Source organism: Ruegeria sp. YTSC199, assembly GCF_059609725.1.
Genome location: NZ_JBXWMF010000005.1, coordinates 180,857 through 202,245, shown reverse-complemented (window position 1 = coordinate 202,245; position 21,389 = coordinate 180,857). Strand labels below are relative to the sequence as shown.

The window sequence follows — 21,389 nt, the reverse complement described above, 5'->3', positions numbered from 1 at the left end:
TATGGTTCCTCAATCAAATGACCTCGCATCCGTAATCCGGGCGGATCATCTCGACCTCACCTTCCAGACCAATGACGGGCCGATCCATGCGCTCAAGGATGTGAACCTGACGATCGACAAGGGCGATTTCGTCAGCTTTATCGGCCCATCGGGGTGCGGCAAGACCACCTTTCTGCGCTGTGTCGCGGCGCTGGAGACACCGACCGGTGGCGCCCTGACCGTCAACGGCATGACCCCGGATGAGGCGCGGCGGAACCGGGCCTATGGCTATGTGTTTCAGGCGGCGGGGCTGTATCCGTGGCGGACTATTGCCAAGAACATCAAATTGCCGCTTGAGATCATGGGATACTCGGGCAAGGAGCAGGAAGATCGGGTCAGGAATGTTCTCGAACTTGTTGATCTGGAAGGGTTTGGCGGTAAGTTTCCATGGCAGCTGTCGGGCGGGATGCAGCAGCGGGCCAGCATTGCGCGGGCGCTGGCGTTCGATGCCGATATTCTGCTGATGGACGAACCCTTTGGCGCGCTGGATGAGATCGTGCGCGACCACCTGAATGAGCAGCTTCTGGCGCTTTGGGCGCGGACGGAAAAGACCATTGGGTTCGTAACTCACTCGATCCCCGAGGCAGTGTATCTCAGCACCAAGATCGTCGTGATGAGCCCCCGGCCCGGGCGGATCACGGATGTGATCGACAGCCCTCTGCCGAAAGAACGACCGCTGGATATTCGCGATACGCCGGAATTCATCGAAGTGGCGCATCGTGTACGCGAGGGGCTACGGGCTGGGCATGCAGATGTTTAGACAGGAGCTACATGCGTTTTGGGCCGTTCTTACGGTGTTATTGGTAATCGGAGTATTCTGGTACGCCGCCTGTGTGCCGATGAACATCAAGGGTGTTCTGACCGAACAGGAAAGGGCAGGCGCAGAGGTGCAGCCTCCGTCCGCCAAGGATCGGCGGGACATGTCCGAATTCGGACTAGCGTTGAACAACAGATTTGCCATTCCGGCCACGTGGGAGCAGGAAAGGCCCCGTCTGCCAGCTCCACATCAGGTGGCCATCGAGATGTGGGAGACGACGGCGCAGAAGAAGATCACCTCGAAACGGTCGCTGTTCTATCACGGCTGGGTGACGTTAAGCGCGACGATGCTGGGCTTTGCGATCGGTACCGGGCTGGGCATTCTGTTAGCCGTCGGGATCGTTCACAGCAGGGTTATGGACCTTTCGGTGATGCCATGGGCCATTGTCAGCCAGACCATTCCGATCATTGCGCTGGCTCCGATGATCATTGTGGTGCTGTATTCGGTGGGTGTTCAGGGGATCATTCCCAAGGCGATTATCTCTGCCTATCTCAGCTTTTTCCCCGTCGTCGTTGGCATGGTCAAAGGCCTGCGCAGCCCAGATGCGATGCAGCTGGATTTGCTGCGGACTTATAACGCCAACCGGTCACAGGGGTTTTGGAAGCTGCGCTTGCCGGCGTCGATGCCGTACCTGTTCACTTCGCTAAAGATTGGTATCGCGGCCTCTCTGGTCGGGGCCATCGTAGGCGAATTGCCAACGGGCGCGGTCGCCGGTTTGGGTGCGCGCCTGCTGGCGGGCAGCTATTACGGTCAGACGGTGCAAATCTGGTCGGCCCTGTTTGCCGCAGCCATTCTGGCGGCCTGTCTGGTCGGGTTGCTGGGACTGGTTGAGCGAACGGTTCTCAAGCGGATGGGGATAGCGTAATGATCCTTGTTTTCTGTGCGATCCTTCTGTGGCTGTTCGGCTGGTGGCTGAACGGACGCTTGGCCAGCGGGCCTTATGCCGATACCCGGATGGTGCGGTTTGTGGCACCGCTGGTGTTTGGCTTGACCGTGATTGGCATCTGGGAACTGGTGGTTCGTGGGCTCGAAGTACCCTTGGTCATACTACCAGCGCCGTCGGTTATCACCGTTCGTTTTGCCGACAGTCTTCCAATCCTGTGGGCGGATTTCGTGCAAACTATCCTCAAAGGTGCGCTCAGCGGTTATATCATCGGCTGCGGATCTGCTTTCCTGATGGCGATTGCGGTGGATCGCTGGGATTTCCTGCGCCTCGGCCTGCTGCCCGTCGGAAACTTTGTCGCGGCATTGCCGATTGTCGGGACCGCTCCGATCTTGGTGATGTGGTTCGGGTTCGACTGGCACTCCAAGGCCGCTGTGGTCGTGGTGATGGTTTTCTTCCCGATGCTGGTGAACACCGTGGCGGGGTTGCGAGAGGCCACGGCCATGCAGCGTGACCTGATGGAGACCTATGCGGCGAGCTATTGGCAGAGCTTCCTCAAACTGCGTTTGCCCGCAGCGATGCCGTTTATTTTCAACGGACTAAAGATTTCTACCACTCTGGCGTTGATCGGCGCTATCGTTGCCGAGTTCTTTGGTTCACCCATTGTGGGCATGGGCTTCCGGATCTCAACCAGTGTCGGACAACTCTCGCTGGATATGGTCTGGGCCGAGATCGTCGTGGCCGCTTTGGCCGGGACGGCGTTCTACGGTCTGGTCGCCATGATCGAAAAGGCGGTGACATTCTGGCACCCATCGCAACGCGGGTGACAACTTGAATTAATCAGACCCCGAAAATGGGGCGTCAATAGCAACTAGGAGATAGAAGATGAACAAGCTACTCAGCGGGGCGGTCGCCGCCTTGAGTCTGGCAGCCAGCACAGCTTTGGCAGCGGATGAGGTCACACTACAACTGAAGTGGGTCGGCCAAGCTCAGTTTGCCGGGTATTTCGTGGCGGAAGCCAAAGGGTTCTATGACGAAGAGGGGCTGGATGTCACTATCAAACCCGGTGGCCCTGATATCGCACCAGAACAGGTGATTGCTGGTGGCGGGGCGGATGTCATCACGACCTGGATGGCAGCTGGGTTGGCCGCGCGCGAGCGCGGGGTGCCGCTGGTGAATATTGCGCAGCCTTTCAAAACCGGTGGTTTGCAAGTGAACTGCCTCAAATCGACAGGCGTTGAATCTCCTGATGATTTCCCGGGGAGGACTATGGGTGTGTGGTTCTTTGGAAACGAATACCCGTTCTATGCGTGGATGGCGTCACTGGGGATTGAAACAGACGGCGCGGATGAAAACGGCGTGACCGTTCTGAAGCAGGCGTTTTCTGCTGATCCGTTGATTCAAGGGCAGGCGGATTGCATCTCGACCATGACTTACAATGAATATCGCCAGATCCTGCAGGCAGGCATCACGCCTGAAGAACTGGTCACCTTCAACTACCTTCAGATGGGTTTCGGCATGCTTGAGGACGGATTGTACGTTCTTGAAGAAAACCTGGACGATCCCGAGTTTGCCGACAAAATGATCCGTTTCGTGCGGGCGTCGATGAAAGGTTGGGAATACGCCGCCGAGCATCAGGAAGAAGCTGCCGAGATCGTTCTTGATTTCGACGCAACCGGCGCGCAGGAGTTGGATCATCAGGTCTACATGATGGGTGAGGTTGCTAAACTGATTGAAGGATCTGACGGAGCGCTTGATCCCGCCGACTATGAGCAGACTGTGAAAACGCTGCTTTCGGCAGTTTCAGCGGAAAACCCTGCGATCACCAAAGAGCCCGACGGGGCCTGGACACATCAGATCACAGATGCGGCGCTGAACTGAACCCAGTTTCACAACCTGAATTCGCGCGGTCCCAATCGGGGCCGCGTTTTCGTTTGGGGATGTCGAAATCGTGTCTGTACTTGGCGACTAAATGGTCTAGTATCCTTATGAAATAAGACGTATTTTGTACGAAATACACGGTATGTGGTAGAAAATGCAATTATTTGCAACAGAATTCAGTTCAGCAATGGCTTTGATCCTGAACGGGAACGCAGAGCTGTGGGCGATTGTGCTGTTGTCCCTGAAAGTTTCCATCTTTGCGGTCCTGATATCGGCTCTGATCGGTATGCCCGTGGGGGCCGCGCTGGCGGTTGCGCGTTTTCCGGGACGGCGGGCGCTGATAGTCCTGATGAACGCCTTGATGGGGTTCCCGCCGGTTGTTGTGGGTTTGCTGGTCTATCTGATGCTGTCACGCTCGGGGCCGTTAGGCATTCTTGAGTTGCTCTACACGCCGACGGCGATGATCATTGCACAGGTGGTGCTTGTCACCCCCATCATAGCAGCGCTGACCCGGCAAGTGGTCGAGATGCTGGCCGAGGAATACTCGGAACAGCTGCGTTCGCTGGGCGTGTCACGGCTGGCTTCGGTCCCGGTGCTGCTGTGGGACGCGCGGCTGGCGCTGGTGACCGCATTACTGGCCGGGTTTGGCCGCGCGATTGCCGAGGTCGGGGCGGTTATCATCGTCGGCGGCAATATCAACCATGTGACCCGGGTGATGACTACGACCATCGCGCTTGAGACGTCCAAGGGCAATCTGGCGCTGGCATTGGCGCTTGGCGCTATCCTGATAGGCATTGCCGTAGCGGTTAACGCCATGGTCAGCACGCTTAGCCTGCGAGCCGAGCAGGAGGGGCTGCGCCATGCGTGATCTGGTTTCGGAAATGGCTAGCTGCCTGTCGGTGGATGGGGTGCGGATCACCCGCAAAGGCAAGGTACTGCTGGATGTGCCGCACCTGGCGCTTGACGGGCCGGGGCCGACCCTGATCCTTGGGCCGAACGGGTCGGGTAAAAGTCTTCTGCTGCGTTGCCTTCACGGGCTGATCGTACCCGACCGCGGGCAGGTCAGACAGGATGGGGTGGTCCTGAACGCCGAACACAAGGCGCGGCAGGCGATGGTTTTTCAACAACCCGTGTTGTTGCGTCGGTCGGTTGCGGCCAATCTGGACTTTGTTTTAAAGCGGCGAGGTTTGCCCCGAAGCACCCGTAAAGCCCGTATCGAAGAGCTGCTGGCCGAAGGTGGGCTGGACGGCAAAACACGGCAATCCGCGCGGTCCTTGTCGGGGGGTGAGGCGCAACGGCTTGCCATCCTGCGCGCGCTCGCTTTGGATCCCGAAACGCTGTTCCTGGACGAACCCACCAGCGCGCTGGACCCAAACGCGACGCAGATGATCGAACAGATGGTTCTGCGCGCCTCGACCTGCGGAGTGCGCATCGTCATGGTCACACATGACATCGGGCAGGCTCGGCGGTTGGCCGCCGATATCGTAATGATGCAGGGTGGCCATGTGGTTGAACATGGGGCAGCCAAACAGATACTTGATACCCCTGAAAGCGACGCCTCACGCCGGTATTTGGCTGGTGGGCTGGTGACTTAATCAAATAATATGGAGATCGAAATGATCCGGAATATTGTTCGGGCAGCATTGGTAACTTTTGGCCTGACCGCAACGGCAGTCAGCGCCGAAGAGCCGTTTATCGTCGTGCAATCGACAACATCGACTCAGAACTCGGGCCTGTTGGATTACATCCTGCCGGGGTTCGAGGCCGAGACGGGCATCGACGTACGTGTCGTTGCGGTTGGCACTGGTCAGGCGATCCGAAATGCGGTCAACGGGGATGGTGATGTGTTGCTGGTGCACGCAAAACAGGCCGAGGAGCAGTTCGTCGCTGATGGTTGGGGCGTTGAGCGTTTTGACGTGATGTACAACGATTTTGTCCTCGTAGGGCCAACATCGGACCCTGCCAAGGTGAATGGTGGCACAGATATCGTGGCGGCTCTGAGTGCCGTGGCCGAGTACGAGGCGCCATTTGCGTCACGTGGTGATGATAGCGGAACCCACAAAGCCGAGATGCGTTTGTGGGGAGTAGCGGAAGCTGATCCGACCAAGGCCTCGGGCGAGTGGTATCGTGAGACGGGCTCGGGTATGGGTGCGACCTTGAATGTGGCCAGCGGGATGGACGCCTACGTCCTGACAGATCGTGCGACTTGGCAGTCCTTTGGGAATAAAGGCAACCTTGAGGTTCTGGTCGAAGGTGACCCGCGCTTGTTCAATCAGTATGGCGTTATCCTTGTGAACCCAGAAAAGCACCCGCGCGTGCGGGCGGCCGCTGGGCAGAGGTTCATCGACTGGCTGACCGGCCCGGATGGGCAGGCGGCAATAGAGTCATTCCAGTTGGATGGTGAGCAGCTGTTCTTTCCCAACGCCAAGTGATCGAGGCTAACCGCTCGCGCCGTTGTGGTGGATCGTGCCCAGACCGGACAGATCATATCCACCAAGTTCGGTGGCGCGGGTGGTAAAGCGATCCGATTGCACGAACCCAAGAAGTTTGAGCATCGGGTCATCGAAATAGGCCCGGCGCCAGATCGCAAGGTCCAGGCGTTCGGAATGGGTCGGGGTGAAGTCCAGATCATAGAAACCCGCCAAAGCGCCGAGGCCGAACCCGGCTTCGGCCTTGCTGTCATGCAAGGCTACAGCCAGTTCCTCTTCAGTGCGGGCGCAGGTGGGCAAGGTGTCCAGATCCTCGCGCGACAGGCCATGAGTCTCGAGTTGTGTGTCGAACAGCCGTTGGCTTGCGGCACTGTCCTGACGCAGGATCACCCGGCGACCTTTCAGGTCTGCAAAGCCAGAGATACCGGTCACACCGGGGGCCAGCAGCAACCCGCGCTGCCTGTGTGCGATTTCGTACAGAACAACCGGGGCTTCACCCAGCATGTCACGCAGGGTTTGTGTGTTAAACCCGTCGTCTTCGTGGATATGCAATGCGGCAGCTTGTGCGCTGCGATCCTTCAGGCGATTCAGGCCATCGAACGAACCGTCGTAATAGGTGGCCAGTCCCGAACCGCTTTCGCGCAGGGCCCAGTCTAGCAGAGGATCGTGGCTGCCGGCGACAATTGGGGGCAGGGGCGGTTCGGCCACCTGCGGGCCGGATCGTGAGGCGTTCAGCCACGCGACGACCTCGGCCCGGGGAAACAACAGCTTGCCCATGGCGCGAACGCAGGGCACCTCGCCTGAGGAAGCCAGATCATAAGCCTTGCGCTCGCCAATGCGCAGCAGGTCGGCCAGTTCTTTCGTCGTCAGATATTCGGGCATTCAGTCGAGCCGAACCGCTGTACCAGAGCCGGCATCCGCGGCGCTGAACCCGATCTGTTGTAGTGCAAAGGGCGCGGCAACAGTGATCACGACCATTGCGGCCATAGCGGCAAGAAAGGCTTTCATTGGTCTCCTCCGGTCCCGTTTACCGGTGCTGTCGCGCGACGCAGAAAGGCGATCAAGTCGTCGCGGTCCTGGGCCTGCGTAATCCGTTGCATCGGCATCTTTGACCCCGGAATGTAGTGGTCAGGCCCCTGGTCGAAAAGGGCATTTATCGTTTCGTCATTCCAAATGATATCAGAGTCTTGCAGCGTGTCCGAGTAGAAATATCCAGGCAATGTACCCGCCTTGCGTCCGAACACGCCATGCAGGGTCGGCCCCGCGCGCCTTTGCCCGTCGGGCGTCAGGCTATGGCAAATCGAGCATTTGCGGGCGAATTGGCGTTCCCCGTTGCTCATCTCGTCGGGGTTCTTCAGAAAACTGGGTTCGGTCGCAGCCATCTGCGCCTGATCGCCAAGTGTGCTGACGGGCCAGCTGTACATCGCGTCATCAAGTCCGCCAGCGTGGAGATTCTGGCCGTCGGTGGAAAAGGCCAGCGCCCAGACCGGCCCACGAAGTGTTGCGCGGAAATCCTGCGCGATACGCCATTCGGCGGTGTCGATCACCATGATATAGCCCTGACCATCGCCCACAGCCAACAGGCTGCGATCTGGGTTCAGCGCCAGGGCCAGAATAGGGCGGCGGTCGAGCGTAAAGTCGCGCACGTCTCCGGTAGTCAGGTCCAGAATGCGCGTGACGCCATCCACCGCGCCATAAGCGATCCAGTTGTCTTGGTCGTTCAGAACCAGTTCGTTAACACCAAACCCATGTTCGACCAGTCGTCGGGTTTCCTGCCCCGCGGCTACATCCCAGGCCCGCAGCGTTCCGTCCATGTCTGCCGAATACAGCGTCGCGCCATCCGAGGAGAACGTCACGGCGTTCACGCCGCTGCCCGTCTTAAGCACTTTCGGGGCTGATCCATCCTCGGGCCACAGACCGATCGTGCCGTCCCAACTGGCGGTGGCCACATGGGTTTTCGAGGCTGCAAGCCCCACGATCTTGCCTTTGTGCCGCCCGACAACCTCTCCGCCCGGCCACCGGCGCAGGGTAAAGTCATCCCCGGCCGAATAGATCGCGTGCCCGTTAAAGGCTACGGAGTTTACAGAGGCCTCGTGCCCCTCAAGCCATTCCGGCTTGCGGTCCGACCACAAGCCGACGGAATTGTCGAAACTGGCAGTGGCAATCCGCCCGTCGGGCGCAGTGGCGATCCCCATGATCGGCCCGCCGTGGCCCTTGAGTGTAAAGAACTCGGCCAAAGCGGGTAGGGGAACCAGCGCCAGTGCCAGAACCAGCCGGTGCATCTATTCAGCGGGAGAGGCTGCCGCCTTGCTGGCCTCTTTTTCCTGCACCTCTTCCAACCACAGCGAATGGTGTTCGCGCGCCCATTGCTCTTCGACCTCGCCGGTGCCCATCGCATCGAACGCGCCTTCCATGCCGACCGAGCCAAGGTAGATATGGGCGATGATGATGGCGATGAACACATAGGCGACCATCACGTGCCACACCTGTGCGTATTGCATCTCTTCTTGTGGTGACATCTGCGTTGGCAGGTTCAGACCCAGCATCTGTGGAATACCGGTGGAGTTGGCGATCTCGAAAGTCTTTGCGAACATCGGCAGTTCGAACGGGAATAGCAGCGACAGCCCCGACAGGCTGATCGAGACGCCCAGCAGGATGCAGGCCCAGAAGATGACCTTTTGGCCCGCGTTGAATTTCTTGGCGGGCGGGTGGCTGCCCTTGGTGAACAGGCCTCCCCCGGCGGCCAGCCATTTCAGGTCAGTCCGATTGGGAATGTTATGGGCGATCCAGTTCACGGTGACGATGATCAGCCCCAGCATAAAGGACCAAGCCAGATTGTTATGCAGCCATTTGCATCCCTGAGCGATGGTCGCGAAACCTTCTTTCCCGAAGATCGGAATCAGGAAATCACGGCCATAGAGGGTCAGCAGTCCGGTTACCCCAAGCACCAGGAAAGATCCGGCGAACAGCCAGTGTCCGAAGCGTTCAAGGCCATTGAATCGGGTGACAGTGCGGCCGGTCTTTTCTCCGTCTATGCGAATTTTCCCGCGGATCAGGAAGAACAAAACGATGATGGCGATCATCCCGCCAAGAATATAGGTTCCGTATTCACGCAGCGGCCCGGTGCGGAAGTTCAGCCACCACATGCCGCCATCCTGAATCAGTACCCCCGCTGCGGGTCCTTTGGACGAAACCGTGGTATCGGCCGAGCCATAGCGTATGGCGCGGTAAATATCGCTGTCAGAGGCCACGCCGCGCGTGCCCAACTGGCCCAGCAGACCCTCGGCATTGCCCTGTCCGGTGTTATCCGATCGGTAGCTATTGTCGACCTTTTCGCCACGTTGGCGGGCCAGAATGTCTTCCAAAGTGGTTGCGCCGCCGGTCGTGCTGCGGTCAGATTCCTGAGGGATGTCCACATTTTCCTGAGCCCAGGCGAAGCTTGTAAGAAAAAGGGGGATCAGCAGCATTTGGATCAGGCGCATCTGTCGAATCTCCTGTGTCGTTCGTGTTTACCGGTCAAAGCCGCCGACTTGCTTGTGAAAGGTCGCACCAACGGGGGTAAGAGCTGCGCGCAGGTCTTCTTTTGCCGGTCCGTAAACGTCTAACTGCATCGGTGTCAGAATTGCTAGAAAACGATCGGCAAAATTTGCACCGAAGCCCTGCATATGGATCATCGCGTCATCGGAACTGGCGTAACGTTCAAAGATGTGAACAGCCGATCCGCTGCGATGCCATTCATAGGATTTTGCGCCGCTTTCCTTCAGTGTTGCCTCTACCATTTCAGCCATCAGCTCATCGAATGCGACATCCTGATTTGCCTGCAGGTCGAGTTTCAGCAGCCAATAAACATCTGAAGTCATAGAAGGTTCCTCTCGGACAGGTCACGCCTACATATGCTCGGCCAACAGGTTGTGACCGGGCTTAGGCGGCCCCGTGGCTGACACCGCGGAGCCGCCATTTTCAAACGGAGTTAACCGTCTTTTTGGTCGTAGGCCGTGCCCCAACCCCATGCGCCCGAGCCAAATCCACGCGCGACGACACGCTCGCGGTAAATAGCCGAGACCACATCGCCGTCACCGGCGAGCAGGGCCTTGGTGGAACACATTTCGGCGCAGAGGGGCAGTTTACCCTCGGCGATCCGGTTGCGACCGTATTTAGCGAACTCCGCAGTCGAGTGCGTTTCCTCGGGGCCACCGGCACAGAAGGTGCATTTGTCCATCTTGCCGCGTGATCCGAAGTTGCCCGCCTGCGGGTATTGTGGCGCGCCGAACGGGCACGCGTAAAAACAATAACCGCAACCGATGCACAGGTCCTTGGAGTGCAGGACGACACCTTCTTCGTTCTGATAGAAGCAGTCCACCGGGCAGACCGCCATACAGGGCGCATCCGAGCAATGCATGCAGGCAACCGAGATCGAGCGTTCGCCCGGGTTGCCGTCATTGATCGTCACCACCCTACGGCGGTTTATGCCCCATGGGACCTCGTGCTCGTTCTTGCACGCGGTGACGCAGGCGTTGCACTCGATGCAGCGTTCAGCGTCGCAGAGAAACTTTGCTCTAGCCATTATCGTCCTCCTTACGCTGCCGAGATTTTGCAGAGAGTCGCTTTGGTCTCCTGCATCTGGGTTACTGAATCGTAGCCATAAGTCTGGGCGGTATTTGAACTCTCACCCAGAACGTAGGGATCGGCGCCTGCGGGGTATTTCTCGCGCAAGTCCTGACCCTGGAAATGGCCGCCAAAGTGGAACGGCATGAAAGCCACCCCGGCACCAACCCTGTTGGTCAGCATCGCCATCACCTTGACCTTGCCGCCTTCGGGACCTTCGACCCAGACCTGAGCTCCGTCACGAATGCCCAGATTGTTGGCATCGCGGGGGTTGATCTCGACGAACATGTCCTGCTGCAGCTCAGCCAGCCACGGGTTCGACCGGCTTTCCTCGCCGCCGCCCTCATACTCGACCAGACGACCGGACGTCAGGATTATCGGGTAATCCTTTGAAAAGTCGTTCTTCTGGATCGATGCATACAGCGTGGGCAGGCGATAGGCCTGACGGTCCTCGTAGGTCGGATAGTCCTCCACCAAATCGCGCCGATTGGTATAAAGCGGTTCGCGATGCAATGGGATCGGATCCGGGAAGGTCCAGACAACCGCGCGGGCCTTGGCGTTCCCGAAGGGCGCGCAGCCATGCTCGATCGCGACCCGCTGGATTCCGCCGGAGAGGTCGGTTTTCCAGTTGGTCTCTGGTCCCGCAACGGCGTCAATCGCAGCGCGTTCTTCCGCCGTCAGATCGCCGTCCCAGCCAAGGTCCATCAGCATCTGCATCGTGAATTCAGGGTATCCGTCCTGAATTTCCGAGCCCACGCTATAGACCCCTTCGGCCAGCAGGTTGTCACCATCGCGCTCCACACCGAAACGGGCGCGGAAGGTCAGGCCGCCTTCGGCCACCGGTTTTGACATGTCATAGAGGTTTGGTGTCCCCGTGTGACCCATCTCAGCCGTTCCCCAGCAAGGCCAGGGCAGACCATAGTACTCGCCGTCGTTGGGGCCACCGATCGCCTGCAGCGTGGTTCTGTCGAACGTGTGCTGGTTGGCCATATGGCTTTTCAGGCGTTCTGGCGATTGACCAGTATAGCCGATGGTCCAGAGGCCCTTGTTGAACTCACGCGTGATGCTTTCAACATTCGGAGTCTCGGCGTCTTCCATCTCGATATTGCGGAAAAGCCGATCCGCCCAGCCGAACTTGTTGGCGAACTTGGCCATGATGACCTCGTCCGGCAAGCTTTCGAACAGCGGCTCTACCACCTTGTCGCGCCATTGCAATGAGCGGTTCGATGCCGTGACCGAGCCACGGGTTTCGAACTGTGTACAGGCCGGCAACAGGTAGACGCCATCGGTGCGGTCATGCAGAACGGCCGAGACGGTGGGATACGGGTCGATCACGACCAGCATGTCCAGCTTCTCCATCGCCGTCTTCATTTCCGGACCCCGCGTTTGCGAGTTTGGAGCATGACCCCAAAGAACCATGGCGCGGACATTGTTGTCCTGATCCATGTTGGCCGGGTCTTCCAGAACACCGTCGATCCAGCGAGAGACCGGGATGCCGCGCTCGTTCTGTAGCGGTTTGTCCTTGCCGTCCTTGTCCTTGATTGTGGCGAACTGGCCGGCCAGCCATTCGGGTTCTTCACCCCAGACACGCGCCCAATGGCCCCACGCACCTTTCGACAGGCCGTAATAGCCGGGCAGGGTATGGGACAAAACACCAAGGTCCGTCGCGCCCTGCACGTTGTCATGGCCACGGAAGATATTGGTGCCACCACCCGAGGTGCCCATGTTACCAAGAGCAAGCTGAAGCACGCAGTAAGCGCGGGTGTTGTTGTTGCCGTTGGTGTGCTGCGTACCGCCCATGCACCAGATCACCGTGCCGGGACGGTTGTTGGCCATGGTTCGCGCAACGCGCTTCAACTGCGAACCTGGGGTTCCGGTGACGCGTTCCACCTCATCCGGGTTCCACTTGGAAACCTCTTCTCGGATCTGGTCCATGCCCCAGACACGGGTGCGGATGAACTCTTTGTCTTCCCATCCGTTGTCGAAGATGTGCCACAGGATACCCCAGACCAGAGCAACGTCTGTGCCCGGGCGGAAGCGGACATACTCATCCGCATGCGCCGCAGTGCGCGTAAAGCGGGGATCGCAGACGATCAGCGGGGCGTTGTTCTGCTCTTTCGCGCGCAGAACGTGCAGCAGCGAGACGGGGTGCGCCTCGGCCGGGTTGCCGCCGATGATGAAGATGGCCCGAGAGTTATGGATGTCGTTATACGAATTGGTCATGGCGCCGTAGCCCCATGTATTCGCAACACCCGCAACCGTGGTTGAGTGGCAGATTCGGGCCTGATGGTCCACGTTGTTCGTGCCCCAATAGGCGGCGAACTTACGGAACAAATAGGCCTGTTCGTTATTGTGCTTGGCCGAACCCAGCCAGTAGACGCTGTCCGGACCGGATTCCTCGCGGATGCTCATCATGCCGTCGCCGATCTCGTTGATCGCCTCTTCCCAGCTGATGCGCTTCCACTCGCCGCCTTCCTTTTTCATCGGATATTTAAGGCGGCGCTCGCCATGGGCATGCTCGCGGACCGAGGCCCCCTTGGCGCAGTGTGCACCCAGATTGAACGGGCTGTCCCAACCGGGTTCCTGCCCGATCCAGACGCCGTTTTGCACTTCGGCAACGACTGTACAGCCGACCGAGCAGTGGGTGCATACGGATTTGATGTTTTCAACGGCCTGGTTTGCCGCTGTCTGGGCACTGGCCGGCGTCACGGTTCCACCCGTGGCGCTGATCGCGGCAAGGCCGCCGATCGTCAGGCCCGAGCCACGCAGGAATGCGCGGCGATCGACGGTTTTTTCGCCGACCTGGGACAGGATACTTGTCCGCTGGGGGCGTCTCGCAACCCCGTTGGTCTTTTTCCTTAGCATTGGTTTCCTCCCTTGCTCGCCATGTAAGCCATGGCTGGCTTGGTACTTTTGATGCCGACATCAGGGCCAATCGCAACCGTCCGCCGGGTAGGTGACATCGTCCGGTCAGAGAACCGGGCGCAGTCGAGGCGGCTTAGAAGCGCGCGCTGTCCAGGTAAGCGCGGGTATGCGCTGTGTCCTGCATGCGGGTTTCGTCCGTAGGCAGCTCGGCTGCTTCGGCTTGACCGCTCAGGCTGGCGGCGGCGACGGCAGCGGGCGCTGCGGTTCCGGCCAGTTTGAGGAAGTCGCGGCGTGTGGCGCCTTCTTCCTTGGTCTTGCTCATGGGATCCTCCTTTCCCAATTGCAGTTTAACGCCCCTAAAGACGTTGGCGAATGACAGCGCTTCACGCTGTCGTCATTCGGAATGCTTCGCGCTCGATCTCCATGAATACCCGTCCGGCCGTGCCGACCGAGGCATAAAGAACCGAAGCTTCGGCAGCTTCCAAATCCGAATAGAAATGCGTGGCCCAGGGGCCGATATGCTTGTTCCAGAACGCTTTCTGATCCTCCAACGAGGCGGGTGTGCCGAAACGACCAACGATTGTACCCGCCATCATCTCCATCAACGATGCGATATTGTCCTCGGGTTCGAACACGTTCTGTGCCCGCGTAATCCCGCGTGCAGCCATGTCGTTGCGCAGTTGTGCCAGCGGTTTTTCGTTCAGGAACCCGGTCAGGTAAAAGCTGGCATAAGGCAGTAACTCACCACGCCCCAGCCCGATGAACAAGGCATTGAACTCCCGCTCGGCTGCGGCAGGTTTCGTGACCTTGGCCACGCGCGCCATCGCCTGAATGGCCTGACCCAGGTCAGTACCATCTCCGGTCAGACCGGCCACCTGATCCAGCAACATCTGATCCGGCGGAGCCGCCAACAGCAGCCCAAGAAAATTGTAGAAATCCGCGCGCAGGCGATCTTCGGCCGAAACATCCATTTGTTGCGCGTTGCCTGCGGTCATGGGGTTATCCTTCAAACTCAAATTTCATGCGGCGCGGGGTGGGGGGCATCTCAACCTCTTCGAGGTCTTCTGCCTCGGCCATGACGACCGGTTCAGACGGCGGTTCATCGACCATTTCTGGTTCCGGTTCATCAGTTAGGGGTTCAGGCTCGATCTCTTCGGCTTCCGTTGCCAGAGCTTCGATATGGGCCAGCATGCCCTTGCCGACCTGATAGGCTGTGGGGATGTTCTCGATCACGCAGGCGGCGTCGGTGTAATCCTCGCCATAATCAACCAGCCCGTCCACATTTGCCAGTACCGGGTTTAGTCGCCACAACCGGCGCAGTGCGCGACGGCGCAGACGATCGGGAACTGCCTTGGCCATGAAGCCCGAGACATCATCGCCTGCCTGCAATTCGTCCGGGTCGGGCAAATTGAACTCGGCCAGAATCTCGGCATCGGATTTCTGCTCCAGCTCGGCTTGCTGGGTAGCAAGTGTCTGTTCTTCAACCGCGATGACCTCGGCCTCGGCTTCGGCCTGCACTGCCGCTTTTCGACGGGACCAGAAATCACGAGCTTGCGTCATTGCACGATCCTCCGCGGGGCGCGGTAGACATCCGAGTCCTGGCGGATACGCGCATCTCCCTTGCCGTCCTCGACCAGATCGGTGCGTTTCTTGTCACGGCGGCGTTTGACGAAAACCTCGTCGCGGTGATGTTCCAGAGCGAAATCCCGGACCCATGCAATCAGCCCTTCGGTCATCGGAATCTTCTCGACAATCTCTTCGCCGGTATCTGCGTAGTCCTGCCCTTCGAACGGAGATGCAGTGACAAGCACCGCATCCATCGGGCGTTCACCATCCAGCGCGTCACGCAGAACCAAGTAGATTGAGGGCTGACCGTCGGAGAGGTTGACCATGTAGGCTTCGGTTTCGTCGACCCAGAGGGTAAGAGGGAGGGTAGCGGCGTGATACTCCACAGCCTCGCCTTCTCGGCGCAGTTCCTGCCAATCGGCAGGCCCCGCACCGGGCAACACTGCAACGGCGCGCCAGTTCCACTTCGCCCAGCGGGTGACACCGGGTGTTTTGCGCACGACGACGCCGATTGGCATTTCAATCTGGCTTGCGGCCTTCGCCACTTAGTCCTCCCCGGAAGGCTCTCCCCTACCTTCCACTGCGCCTACTATGGTACACAAGTTAGCTTTGTGCCAAGCCTGAACTTTTTGGCCACGGACGCGATCACCGTTTGTTTATGAGTCTGAGCCACTTCACCGACCCAATGCCGAAAGTAGTTTGGTCTGCAGGGATTGCCACTTTTTGCATACACCCTAATCTGATCCCGAGATGGGGAGACGTCCGGGAGGGGAGGCCATGGGAACAAAATTTCTATTATGCGACTGTGCAGGGACACAAAAACTGAACGCCGAGAAAATCGCGTCCGCCTGCAAAGCAGAGTGTTCCAAGGTTCACACGGCCCTATGCACCGCTGAGTTGGAAACCGCAGCATCGCTGATGCAGGACCGGGAAGTCGTGATTGCCTGTGGTCAGGAACAGGAGGTGTTCAGTGCGCTTGCCGAAGAGTTAAATATAGAAACGCCGGGCTTTGTCGATCTGCGCGACCGCGCCGGGTGGTCCGAGCAGGGTGAGGATGCCACGCCCAAGATGGCGGCACTGGCTGCCGAAGCGTTGTTGCCGCAGCCGATCACGTCCAGCGTGGATGTGTTCAGCGAAGGTACATGCATCATCATCGGACAGGGTGAGTTGTGTTTTGATCTGGCCGAACGGCTGGCGACCACGCTGGCGGTTACGGTGCTGGTCACCGATGACGTCCAACCGGTATCGCGGGCCTTTGACGTGGTGCGCGGGCAGATGCGGTCTTTGACCGGCGCGCTCGGAGGGTTCTCGCTGCGGCTGGACGCCCTGCAGCAAGTCGCACCGGGTGGGCGCGGTGCTTTCACGTGGTCCGAGCCGCGTGATGGGGCGAAATCGACCTGTGACATCGTGATCGATCTGAATGGAGGGACGTCCTTTTTGCCGGCCCCATCCAAGCGCGAGGGCTATTTGCGTGCCGACCCCAAGGATGCGGTCGCTGTCGAGCGCCTAGTCTTCGAGGCGGCACAACTGGTAGGGACCTTCGAAAAACCGCTTTATGTGCGAATGCAAGCGACGCTCTGCGCCCATTCCCGCGCCGAACAGGTTGCTTGCACCAACTGTCTGGACATTTGCCCGACAGGTGCGATCACTCCGGCTGGCGAGCATGTATCCATCGACCCGATGGTCTGCGCTGGATGTGGGGAATGCGCGGCAGTGTGTCCGTCGACTGCGATCACCTACGAAGACCCGCCGGTCTCAGCCCTCTTGTCGCGGATGCATATTCTGGCGCGAACCTATCGGCAGGCGGGGGGCGGCGCGCCACGCTTATTGGTGCATGAAGCCTACGGGGCCGAGATGATCCGGCTGTCTGCCCGGTTCGGGCGTGGCCTTCCGGCGGATGTCATTCCGTTGGAGTTGAACGTCATCTCAGGCTTCGGTCATGCCGAGATGCTGGCCGCGCTGGCCCATGGCTTTGCCCGAGTCGACGTGCTGTTGGCACCGACAACTGAACGGGATGCTCTGGACCGGGAACTGGCGCTGGCGCAGGCGATTGCCGGGCCGGGCAAGGTCGGGCTGATGGATGAGACCGACCCGGACGCGATGGCTGATCTGCTATACGCTCAGGACGTCTCGCAACCACTGGGCGACCCGGTGCTGCCTCTGGGCAACCGCAGACAAATCGCGCGGCTGTCGGCGCAGGCGCTGAATCCGCAGGTGGAGGCTCCGCTGCCTTTGCCCGAACACGCGCCTTATGGGGCCGTGGCAGTGAATGTGGATGCCTGCACGTTGTGCCTTAGCTGTGTCTCGCTCTGCCCGTCGGGTGCTTTGGTTGATAACCCCGACAAGCCGCAGCTGAACTTCCAGCAGGATGCTTGCCTTCAATGCGGGTTATGCAAGGGTGTTTGTCCCGAAGATGCGATTACTCTGGTTCCGCAACTCGACCTCAGTGATGCTGCACTGTCGCAGCAAGTGCTGAACGAAGAAGAACCGTTCGCCTGTGTCGAATGCGGTGCTTTGTTCGGTGTGAAATCCACGGTCGAGCGGATCATGGAGAAACTCTCGGGCACGCATCCGATGTTTGCCACCTCGGACCAGGCGCGGATGATCCAGATGTGTGACAATTGCCGTGTGAACGCGCAGTTCCAGCAGCAGGACAATCCGTTCCAGTCCAAGCCAAAGCCAAAGGTGGTCACGACCGAGGACTATTTCTCAAAACGAAAGGATCACTGAAGCTGCAGCGGAGCACCCAGGTCGGCTGCCTTGATGATCGAGACGAAAGCCAGAATGGCGTCCAGCTCTTCCAGGGTCATTTCGACCGGGTAGATGGGCGAGGGGCGCGTGGGATCGAAAGGCGGGGTCAGCCCGTCGATCTGGGTGAAGGCGGGATGAGGGTTCAGCGCAAAGAATGCCTCGAACCTTTCGGACCAATCGGGCATCGCCCGCAGTACGGCAAACGAGGGCGTCGATCCCAACCCGTTCATGCGGTTCTTTGGACCGATCACGTGGCAGCGCCCGCAATGAGTCATCGACAGTTCCTCACCGCGGGCGGTGTCGCCATCGATCACCTTGTCGGGCTGGGCCGTCGTTACTTCGAAACGGGCAGAGAAAGACGCGCCCTGTTCAGGGGTAAAGCTCTCAACCGTGTTCTTGCCGATATCGGACAACAGCCAGTCGCGGAACCGTTCATGTCTGGTGTCATCTCCGATCCGCAGGTGATAGACTACGCTGTCACGGGCGAAGACCGGATCGCCCGGCGGTGCCGTTTCCAGCACCAAAACGCCCGCATCATCCGCAATAACGCGTATCCCGGTCTTGAGAGAGAAGCGCGGAAGGATATGTTGCAACAGACCAGAGTCTGTAATCTCGGCCGGGGCCGCAAGGCCCAGCGTCTCCTGCGACCAAGTGGGGGTGGCAGAGAGCGTCAGGCTCAGGCACAAGAGAACAAAGCGCATGGCCCAACCTAACGATCTGGCCCCGAATGCGTCAAATGAACTGAATGAGACGGAGACACATGCAATGAAACGCAACCTCGTGGTGGGGCAAGTCAAAGGGGTAATCGCATGAGTGTTCGTGACGCGGTTCTGGCAAACCTGAAGAAGATCACTGATCCTGTTTCTGGTCAGGATATCGTCAGCGCGGGTGTGGTCCGTGCGCTGAATGTCGAAGGCGACACGGTGCGTTTTGTCTTGGAGATCGACCCCAAGTACGCCGAACAGATGGAACCGGTGCGCGCGACCGCCGAGAAAGCGGCGCAGATGGTGGACGGGGTGGCCAACGTCTCAGCCATGATGACCGCGCATTCCGACAAGGCGCCGCCGGATCTGAAGCCCAAACCCAAACCCTCGCAAACCGGGCCGCAGGCCGTTCCGGGTGTGGACCGGATCATTGCCGTTGCCTCGGGCAAGGGTGGTGTTGGTAAATCCACCGTTTCGGCGAATCTCGCCTGTGCGCTAGCGGCTGAGGGCCGTCGCGTGGGTCTGCTGGATGCTGATGTCTACGGCCCGTCGCAGCCCCGGATGCTGGGCGTCTCGGGTCGTCCGGCCAGCCCCGACGGCAAAACCATCCTGCCGCTGCGCAATCATGGCGTCACCATGATGTCGATGGGGTTGATGACCAATGAAGGGCAGGCCGTTGTCTGGCGTGGCCCGATGCTGATGGGCGCGCTGCAGCAAATGATGAGCCAGGTGCAATGGGGCGCACTGGACGTGCTGATCGTCGACCTGCCGCCCGGCACCGGCGACGTACAACTGACGCTGAGCCAGAAGTTCAAGGTGGACGGCGCCATTGTTGTTTCGACCCCGCAGGATGTGGCCCTGATCGACGCCCGCAAAGGGATCGACATGTTCAACCAGTTGAAGACGCCGATCGTTGGAATGATCGAGAACATGTCGACTCATATCTGTTCCAACTGCGGGCATGAGGAACACGTGTTCGGTCATGGCGGTGTTGCGTCCGAGGCCGAGGCGCTGGGCGTACCGCTGCTGGGTGAAATCCCCCTGCACTTGGATATTCGGGTTGCCGCCGACGGAGGAGCCCCCATCGTCGTTAGCAAACCTGACAGCCCGCAGGCCGAGGCCTTCCGCAAGATCGCCCGGGACATGATCGCCAAGGGCAACGCATGAGCGAGCCAGTCTTCCCGCCCTTGCTGTCCGGCCATCCGGTGCAGGGTGGGGAAGACCCGTTCGAGCGAGCGCAGGCCATGGCCGCGCTGGGCTGTGATGCCGGATCGGTCATGTACAACATTCAGGCCGACCGGCTGCGGGTGGCGATTGTCTTCGCGCCCGAGGTTCCTTTGCAGGATGCCATGACGATGTTGCCGCTATGCGCCGTGGGATTCCAGAACGCGCTGGGCGCGCTGGCACCGCCCGAGGTCGCCGTGCATCTTGGCTGGGACGGGCTGATCTGCGTGAACGGAGCGAAATGCGGTGAGTTCCGTGTTTCCGCGTCCACAGCGGCCCCGGATGAAGAACCCGACTGGCTGGTCGTCGGGTGGGAATTGGCGCTGATGCAAACCAGCGTGGCACCGGGCAAAACACCGGATATCACGGCGCTGTATGACGAAGGCTGCGCTGAAGTTATGCCCGTACAGTTGGTCGAGAGCTGGTCACGGCACACGTTGACCTGGCTCAACCGCTGGCAGGAGGACGGTAATGCGCCCCTGCATGGCGAATGGATGGGGTTGCTGCGAGGTGTCGGAGAACCCTGCGAGACCGGCGTTTTTCTGGGAACGGATGAGCGGTTCGGGATGCTGATCCGCGACGGTGCCGAAACCCGCCTATGCCCCCTGACCGAACTGTTGGAGAACGGATGATGAAACTGGCCCGCGCGATCCATTTCGATGAAAGCGACATAAACGTCTTCCATTCCCCGGCCCGAACCGGAGAATGGTGCATCTCGGGCGGGTTCGAGTTTTCGAACTGGGGGCAGGCCGATCTGGAGGGCAAGGCACGGCAGGCCTTTTCAAACGGTTGGCTGGGCGTTGAGACCTTTGGGCGAGTGACTTTTGTCGCCGTCACCCAGATCGAAAAGGCCGAACTGGATCAGATCGCGCATAACCTGGCCGAGCATTTCGTACAATTCTATGGCGCACCCTCGGTCGAGGCTGCGTTGGGTGTGGCGCAGTCCGAGATCGTCCATATGGCTGAACTATGCGAGGAACACGCCCCCAATACTCTGCTGACCGTTGCCCGCGAATTGTCCGACAGCGGAGTGCATGAGGCGTTTCGCATCATCACCCCGCAGGAAACGCAGCTTGAGGCGTTGGCCGTTCACGGCTCGTTGGACGACTAAAGCAGGTCCGCAAATCCGCCGAACTGACCGCGTTTGAAGATCAGACCCTTGCCGGTTCGGTACATCACCTGTTCGACCTCACCAACCAGGATCAAGTGATCGCCAGCTTCGTGTTTGGCATGAAGCTGGCAATCGAACCGGGCCAGACAGTTGGCCAGTTGCGGACGGCCTTTGTGATCGGTTTCCCAAACGGCATGTGAGAAATCCAACCCGTCGCGCGCGAACCGCAAAGCCTGATCCTGCTGTTCTTCCGCCATCACGTGAATGGAGTAGTGCTGGCAGGCGTTGAAAGAACTGAACCTGTGCGAATCCTTGGCCAAACACCACAACACCAGCGGCGGATCCAGCGATACAGACGAGAAAGAGTTGACGGTGATCGCGCGTGGTCCGTTTGCCGAATGCGTCGTAATTACGGTGACCCCGGTTCCAAAGCACCCCAAAGCTTCGCGAAAAGCGGGGCTTTGATCCGGGGTAGGGGTGAAAGTCTTTTCCGTCATTACGCGCTCGTGCAGTG

24 protein-coding genes are annotated in these 21,389 nt (G+C 59.5%); 11 read left to right on the top strand and 13 right to left on the bottom strand.

Annotated features, from left to right (window positions below; translation table 11 throughout):
• The first annotated feature begins 1 nt into the window (after position 1).
• From AC2FEE_RS06810 to AC2FEE_RS06780, 7 genes are all read left to right on the top strand, one after another.
• Entirely contained in the window at positions 2-799 is a 798-nt protein-coding gene (locus tag AC2FEE_RS06810) for an ABC transporter ATP-binding protein (RefSeq protein ID WP_496863947.1), read from the top strand.
• Positions 792-1,721: an ABC transporter permease gene (locus tag AC2FEE_RS06805; RefSeq protein WP_496864026.1), complete on the top strand. Its 930-nt coding sequence runs from the start codon at positions 792-794 to the stop codon at positions 1,719-1,721. Before AC2FEE_RS06810 ends, AC2FEE_RS06805 begins: the two co-directional genes overlap by 8 nt.
• Positions 1,721-2,566, top strand: coding sequence for an ABC transporter permease (locus AC2FEE_RS06800; RefSeq protein ID WP_496863946.1), 846 nt, complete (start codon positions 1,721-1,723; stop codon positions 2,564-2,566). Before AC2FEE_RS06805 ends, AC2FEE_RS06800 begins: the two co-directional genes overlap by 1 nt.
• Before the next feature lie 58 nt (positions 2,567-2,624).
• A complete protein-coding gene (locus tag AC2FEE_RS06795; protein ID WP_496863944.1) occupies positions 2,625-3,620 on the top strand; it encodes an ABC transporter substrate-binding protein in 996 nt (331 codons plus the stop codon).
• A gap of 154 nt (positions 3,621-3,774) precedes the next feature.
• Positions 3,775-4,488 carry an ABC transporter permease gene (locus AC2FEE_RS06790; RefSeq protein ID WP_496863943.1) on the top strand — a complete coding sequence of 238 codons (714 nt, stop codon included), beginning with the start codon at positions 3,775-3,777 and terminating at the stop codon, positions 4,486-4,488.
• Positions 4,481-5,215 carry an ATP-binding cassette domain-containing protein gene (locus AC2FEE_RS06785; protein ID WP_496863942.1) on the top strand — a complete coding sequence of 245 codons (735 nt, stop codon included), beginning with the start codon at positions 4,481-4,483 and terminating at the stop codon, positions 5,213-5,215. The genes AC2FEE_RS06790 and AC2FEE_RS06785 overlap by 8 nt, the downstream gene beginning before the upstream one ends.
• A gap of 21 nt (positions 5,216-5,236) precedes the next feature.
• Positions 5,237-6,052 carry an ABC transporter substrate-binding protein gene (locus AC2FEE_RS06780; protein WP_496863940.1) on the top strand — a complete coding sequence of 272 codons (816 nt, stop codon included), beginning with the start codon at positions 5,237-5,239 and terminating at the stop codon, positions 6,050-6,052.
• Positions 6,053-6,058: 6 nt separating this feature from the next.
• Here the strand turns inward: AC2FEE_RS06780 and AC2FEE_RS06775 are convergent, their stop codons facing one another.
• The 11 genes from AC2FEE_RS06775 to AC2FEE_RS06725 all read right to left on the bottom strand — a co-directional run bounded on the left by AC2FEE_RS06775 (position 6,059) and on the right by AC2FEE_RS06725 (position 15,630).
• Positions 6,059-6,931, bottom strand: coding sequence for a substrate-binding domain-containing protein (locus AC2FEE_RS06775; protein WP_496863939.1), 873 nt, complete (start codon positions 6,929-6,931; stop codon positions 6,059-6,061).
• Positions 6,932-7,057 carry a hypothetical protein gene (locus AC2FEE_RS06770; protein ID WP_496863937.1) on the bottom strand — a complete coding sequence of 42 codons (126 nt, stop codon included), beginning with the start codon at positions 7,055-7,057 and terminating at the stop codon, positions 6,932-6,934.
• Entirely contained in the window at positions 7,054-8,331 is a 1,278-nt protein-coding gene (locus AC2FEE_RS06765; RefSeq protein WP_496863936.1) for a c-type cytochrome, read from the bottom strand. Before AC2FEE_RS06765 ends, AC2FEE_RS06770 begins: the two co-directional genes overlap by 4 nt.
• On the bottom strand, positions 8,332-9,531 hold the full coding sequence (locus AC2FEE_RS06760) for a formate dehydrogenase subunit gamma (protein WP_496863935.1): 1,200 nt from the start codon (positions 9,529-9,531) through the stop codon (positions 8,332-8,334).
• A 27-nt stretch (positions 9,532-9,558) separates the two neighbouring features.
• A complete protein-coding gene (locus AC2FEE_RS06755) occupies positions 9,559-9,909 on the bottom strand; it encodes a putative quinol monooxygenase (protein WP_496863934.1) in 351 nt (116 codons plus the stop codon).
• A 110-nt stretch (positions 9,910-10,019) separates the two neighbouring features.
• Positions 10,020-10,613 (bottom strand): formate dehydrogenase FDH3 subunit beta, encoded by a 594-nt coding sequence (gene fdh3B / locus AC2FEE_RS06750; protein ID WP_170324620.1) that lies wholly within the window; start codon positions 10,611-10,613, stop codon positions 10,020-10,022.
• Positions 10,614-10,624: 11 nt separating this feature from the next.
• Positions 10,625-13,519: a formate dehydrogenase subunit alpha gene (locus tag AC2FEE_RS06745; RefSeq protein ID WP_496863933.1), complete on the bottom strand. Its 2,895-nt coding sequence runs from the start codon at positions 13,517-13,519 to the stop codon at positions 10,625-10,627.
• 133 nt (positions 13,520-13,652) lie between these two features.
• The gene (locus AC2FEE_RS06740) at positions 13,653-13,841 is read right to left on the bottom strand and encodes a ubiquinol-cytochrome c reductase iron-sulfur subunit N-terminal domain-containing protein (protein ID WP_142634359.1); all 189 of its coding nucleotides are present in this window, start codon (positions 13,839-13,841) and stop codon (positions 13,653-13,655) included.
• 61 nt (positions 13,842-13,902) lie between these two features.
• A complete protein-coding gene (locus AC2FEE_RS06735) occupies positions 13,903-14,514 on the bottom strand; it encodes a TorD/DmsD family molecular chaperone (protein ID WP_496863931.1) in 612 nt (203 codons plus the stop codon).
• A gap of 4 nt (positions 14,515-14,518) precedes the next feature.
• Positions 14,519-15,079: a DUF3306 domain-containing protein gene (locus AC2FEE_RS06730; protein ID WP_496863930.1), complete on the bottom strand. Its 561-nt coding sequence runs from the start codon at positions 15,077-15,079 to the stop codon at positions 14,519-14,521.
• A complete protein-coding gene (locus AC2FEE_RS06725; RefSeq protein WP_496863929.1) occupies positions 15,076-15,630 on the bottom strand; it encodes a DUF3305 domain-containing protein in 555 nt (184 codons plus the stop codon). Before AC2FEE_RS06725 ends, AC2FEE_RS06730 begins: the two co-directional genes overlap by 4 nt.
• Positions 15,631-15,862: 232 nt before the next feature.
• Between AC2FEE_RS06725 and AC2FEE_RS06720 the strand changes: the two genes are divergently transcribed.
• Positions 15,863-17,815, top strand: a complete 1,953-nt coding sequence (locus AC2FEE_RS06720; protein ID WP_496863928.1) for a 4Fe-4S binding protein — start codon at positions 15,863-15,865, stop codon at positions 17,813-17,815.
• On the opposite strand, the gene AC2FEE_RS06715 is transcribed toward AC2FEE_RS06720, so the two are convergent.
• Positions 17,809-18,537, bottom strand: a complete 729-nt coding sequence (locus tag AC2FEE_RS06715; RefSeq protein WP_496863926.1) for a c-type cytochrome — start codon at positions 18,535-18,537, stop codon at positions 17,809-17,811. The genes AC2FEE_RS06720 and AC2FEE_RS06715 overlap by 7 nt on opposite strands.
• A gap of 108 nt (positions 18,538-18,645) precedes the next feature.
• Here AC2FEE_RS06715 and AC2FEE_RS06710 point away from each other — a divergent pair, with 108 nt between their 5' ends.
• Genes AC2FEE_RS06710 through AC2FEE_RS06700 form a run of 3 tightly spaced genes read left to right on the top strand, consistent with a single transcriptional unit; the run spans position 18,646 to position 20,875 of the window.
• Positions 18,646-19,707, top strand: a complete 1,062-nt coding sequence (locus tag AC2FEE_RS06710) for an Mrp/NBP35 family ATP-binding protein (protein WP_496863925.1) — start codon at positions 18,646-18,648, stop codon at positions 19,705-19,707.
• A complete protein-coding gene (locus AC2FEE_RS06705) occupies positions 19,704-20,396 on the top strand; it encodes a biotin/lipoate--protein ligase family protein (protein ID WP_496863923.1) in 693 nt (230 codons plus the stop codon). The genes AC2FEE_RS06710 and AC2FEE_RS06705 overlap by 4 nt, the downstream gene beginning before the upstream one ends.
• Positions 20,396-20,875 carry a DUF6505 family protein gene (locus AC2FEE_RS06700; RefSeq protein WP_496863922.1) on the top strand — a complete coding sequence of 160 codons (480 nt, stop codon included), beginning with the start codon at positions 20,396-20,398 and terminating at the stop codon, positions 20,873-20,875. Before AC2FEE_RS06705 ends, AC2FEE_RS06700 begins: the two co-directional genes overlap by 1 nt.
• Here AC2FEE_RS06700 and AC2FEE_RS06695 read toward each other — a convergent pair.
• Positions 20,872-21,372 (bottom strand): flavin reductase family protein, encoded by a 501-nt coding sequence (locus tag AC2FEE_RS06695; RefSeq protein ID WP_496863921.1) that lies wholly within the window; start codon positions 21,370-21,372, stop codon positions 20,872-20,874. The two genes, AC2FEE_RS06700 and AC2FEE_RS06695, sit on opposite strands and share 4 nt — an antisense overlap.
• Positions 21,373-21,389 lie beyond the last annotated feature (17 nt).

Coding starts and splice junctions, on each gene's coding strand:
- AC2FEE_RS06805 (WP_496864026.1), top strand. CDS start 792: ATGTTTAGACAGGAGCTACATGCGTTTTGGGCCGTTCTTACGGTGTTA.
- AC2FEE_RS06795 (WP_496863944.1), top strand. CDS start 2,625: ATGAACAAGCTACTCAGCGGGGCGGTCGCCGCCTTGAGTCTGGCAGCC.
- AC2FEE_RS06700 (WP_496863922.1), top strand. CDS start 20,396: ATGAAACTGGCCCGCGCGATCCATTTCGATGAAAGCGACATAAACGTC.
- AC2FEE_RS06695 (WP_496863921.1), bottom strand. CDS start 21,372: ATGACGGAAAAGACTTTCACCCCTACCCCGGATCAAAGCCCCGCTTTT.
- AC2FEE_RS06785 (WP_496863942.1), top strand. CDS start 4,481: ATGCGTGATCTGGTTTCGGAAATGGCTAGCTGCCTGTCGGTGGATGGG.
- AC2FEE_RS06715 (WP_496863926.1), bottom strand. CDS start 18,537: ATGCGCTTTGTTCTCTTGTGCCTGAGCCTGACGCTCTCTGCCACCCCC.
- AC2FEE_RS06780 (WP_496863940.1), top strand. CDS start 5,237: ATGATCCGGAATATTGTTCGGGCAGCATTGGTAACTTTTGGCCTGACC.
- fdh3B (WP_170324620.1), bottom strand. CDS start 10,613: ATGGCTAGAGCAAAGTTTCTCTGCGACGCTGAACGCTGCATCGAGTGC.
- AC2FEE_RS06755 (WP_496863934.1), bottom strand. CDS start 9,909: ATGACTTCAGATGTTTATTGGCTGCTGAAACTCGACCTGCAGGCAAAT.
- AC2FEE_RS06720 (WP_496863928.1), top strand. CDS start 15,863: ATGGGAACAAAATTTCTATTATGCGACTGTGCAGGGACACAAAAACTG.
- AC2FEE_RS06710 (WP_496863925.1), top strand. CDS start 18,646: ATGAGTGTTCGTGACGCGGTTCTGGCAAACCTGAAGAAGATCACTGAT.
- AC2FEE_RS06730 (WP_496863930.1), bottom strand. CDS start 15,079: ATGACGCAAGCTCGTGATTTCTGGTCCCGTCGAAAAGCGGCAGTGCAG.
- AC2FEE_RS06740 (WP_142634359.1), bottom strand. CDS start 13,841: ATGAGCAAGACCAAGGAAGAAGGCGCCACACGCCGCGACTTCCTCAAA.
- AC2FEE_RS06745 (WP_496863933.1), bottom strand. CDS start 13,519: ATGCTAAGGAAAAAGACCAACGGGGTTGCGAGACGCCCCCAGCGGACA.
- AC2FEE_RS06810 (WP_496863947.1), top strand. CDS start 2: ATGGTTCCTCAATCAAATGACCTCGCATCCGTAATCCGGGCGGATCAT.
- AC2FEE_RS06765 (WP_496863936.1), bottom strand. CDS start 8,331: ATGCACCGGCTGGTTCTGGCACTGGCGCTGGTTCCCCTACCCGCTTTG.
- AC2FEE_RS06790 (WP_496863943.1), top strand. CDS start 3,775: ATGCAATTATTTGCAACAGAATTCAGTTCAGCAATGGCTTTGATCCTG.
- AC2FEE_RS06760 (WP_496863935.1), bottom strand. CDS start 9,531: ATGCGCCTGATCCAAATGCTGCTGATCCCCCTTTTTCTTACAAGCTTC.
- AC2FEE_RS06735 (WP_496863931.1), bottom strand. CDS start 14,514: ATGACCGCAGGCAACGCGCAACAAATGGATGTTTCGGCCGAAGATCGC.
- AC2FEE_RS06770 (WP_496863937.1), bottom strand. CDS start 7,057: ATGAAAGCCTTTCTTGCCGCTATGGCCGCAATGGTCGTGATCACTGTT.
- AC2FEE_RS06775 (WP_496863939.1), bottom strand. CDS start 6,931: ATGCCCGAATATCTGACGACGAAAGAACTGGCCGACCTGCTGCGCATT.
- AC2FEE_RS06705 (WP_496863923.1), top strand. CDS start 19,704: ATGAGCGAGCCAGTCTTCCCGCCCTTGCTGTCCGGCCATCCGGTGCAG.
- AC2FEE_RS06800 (WP_496863946.1), top strand. CDS start 1,721: ATGATCCTTGTTTTCTGTGCGATCCTTCTGTGGCTGTTCGGCTGGTGG.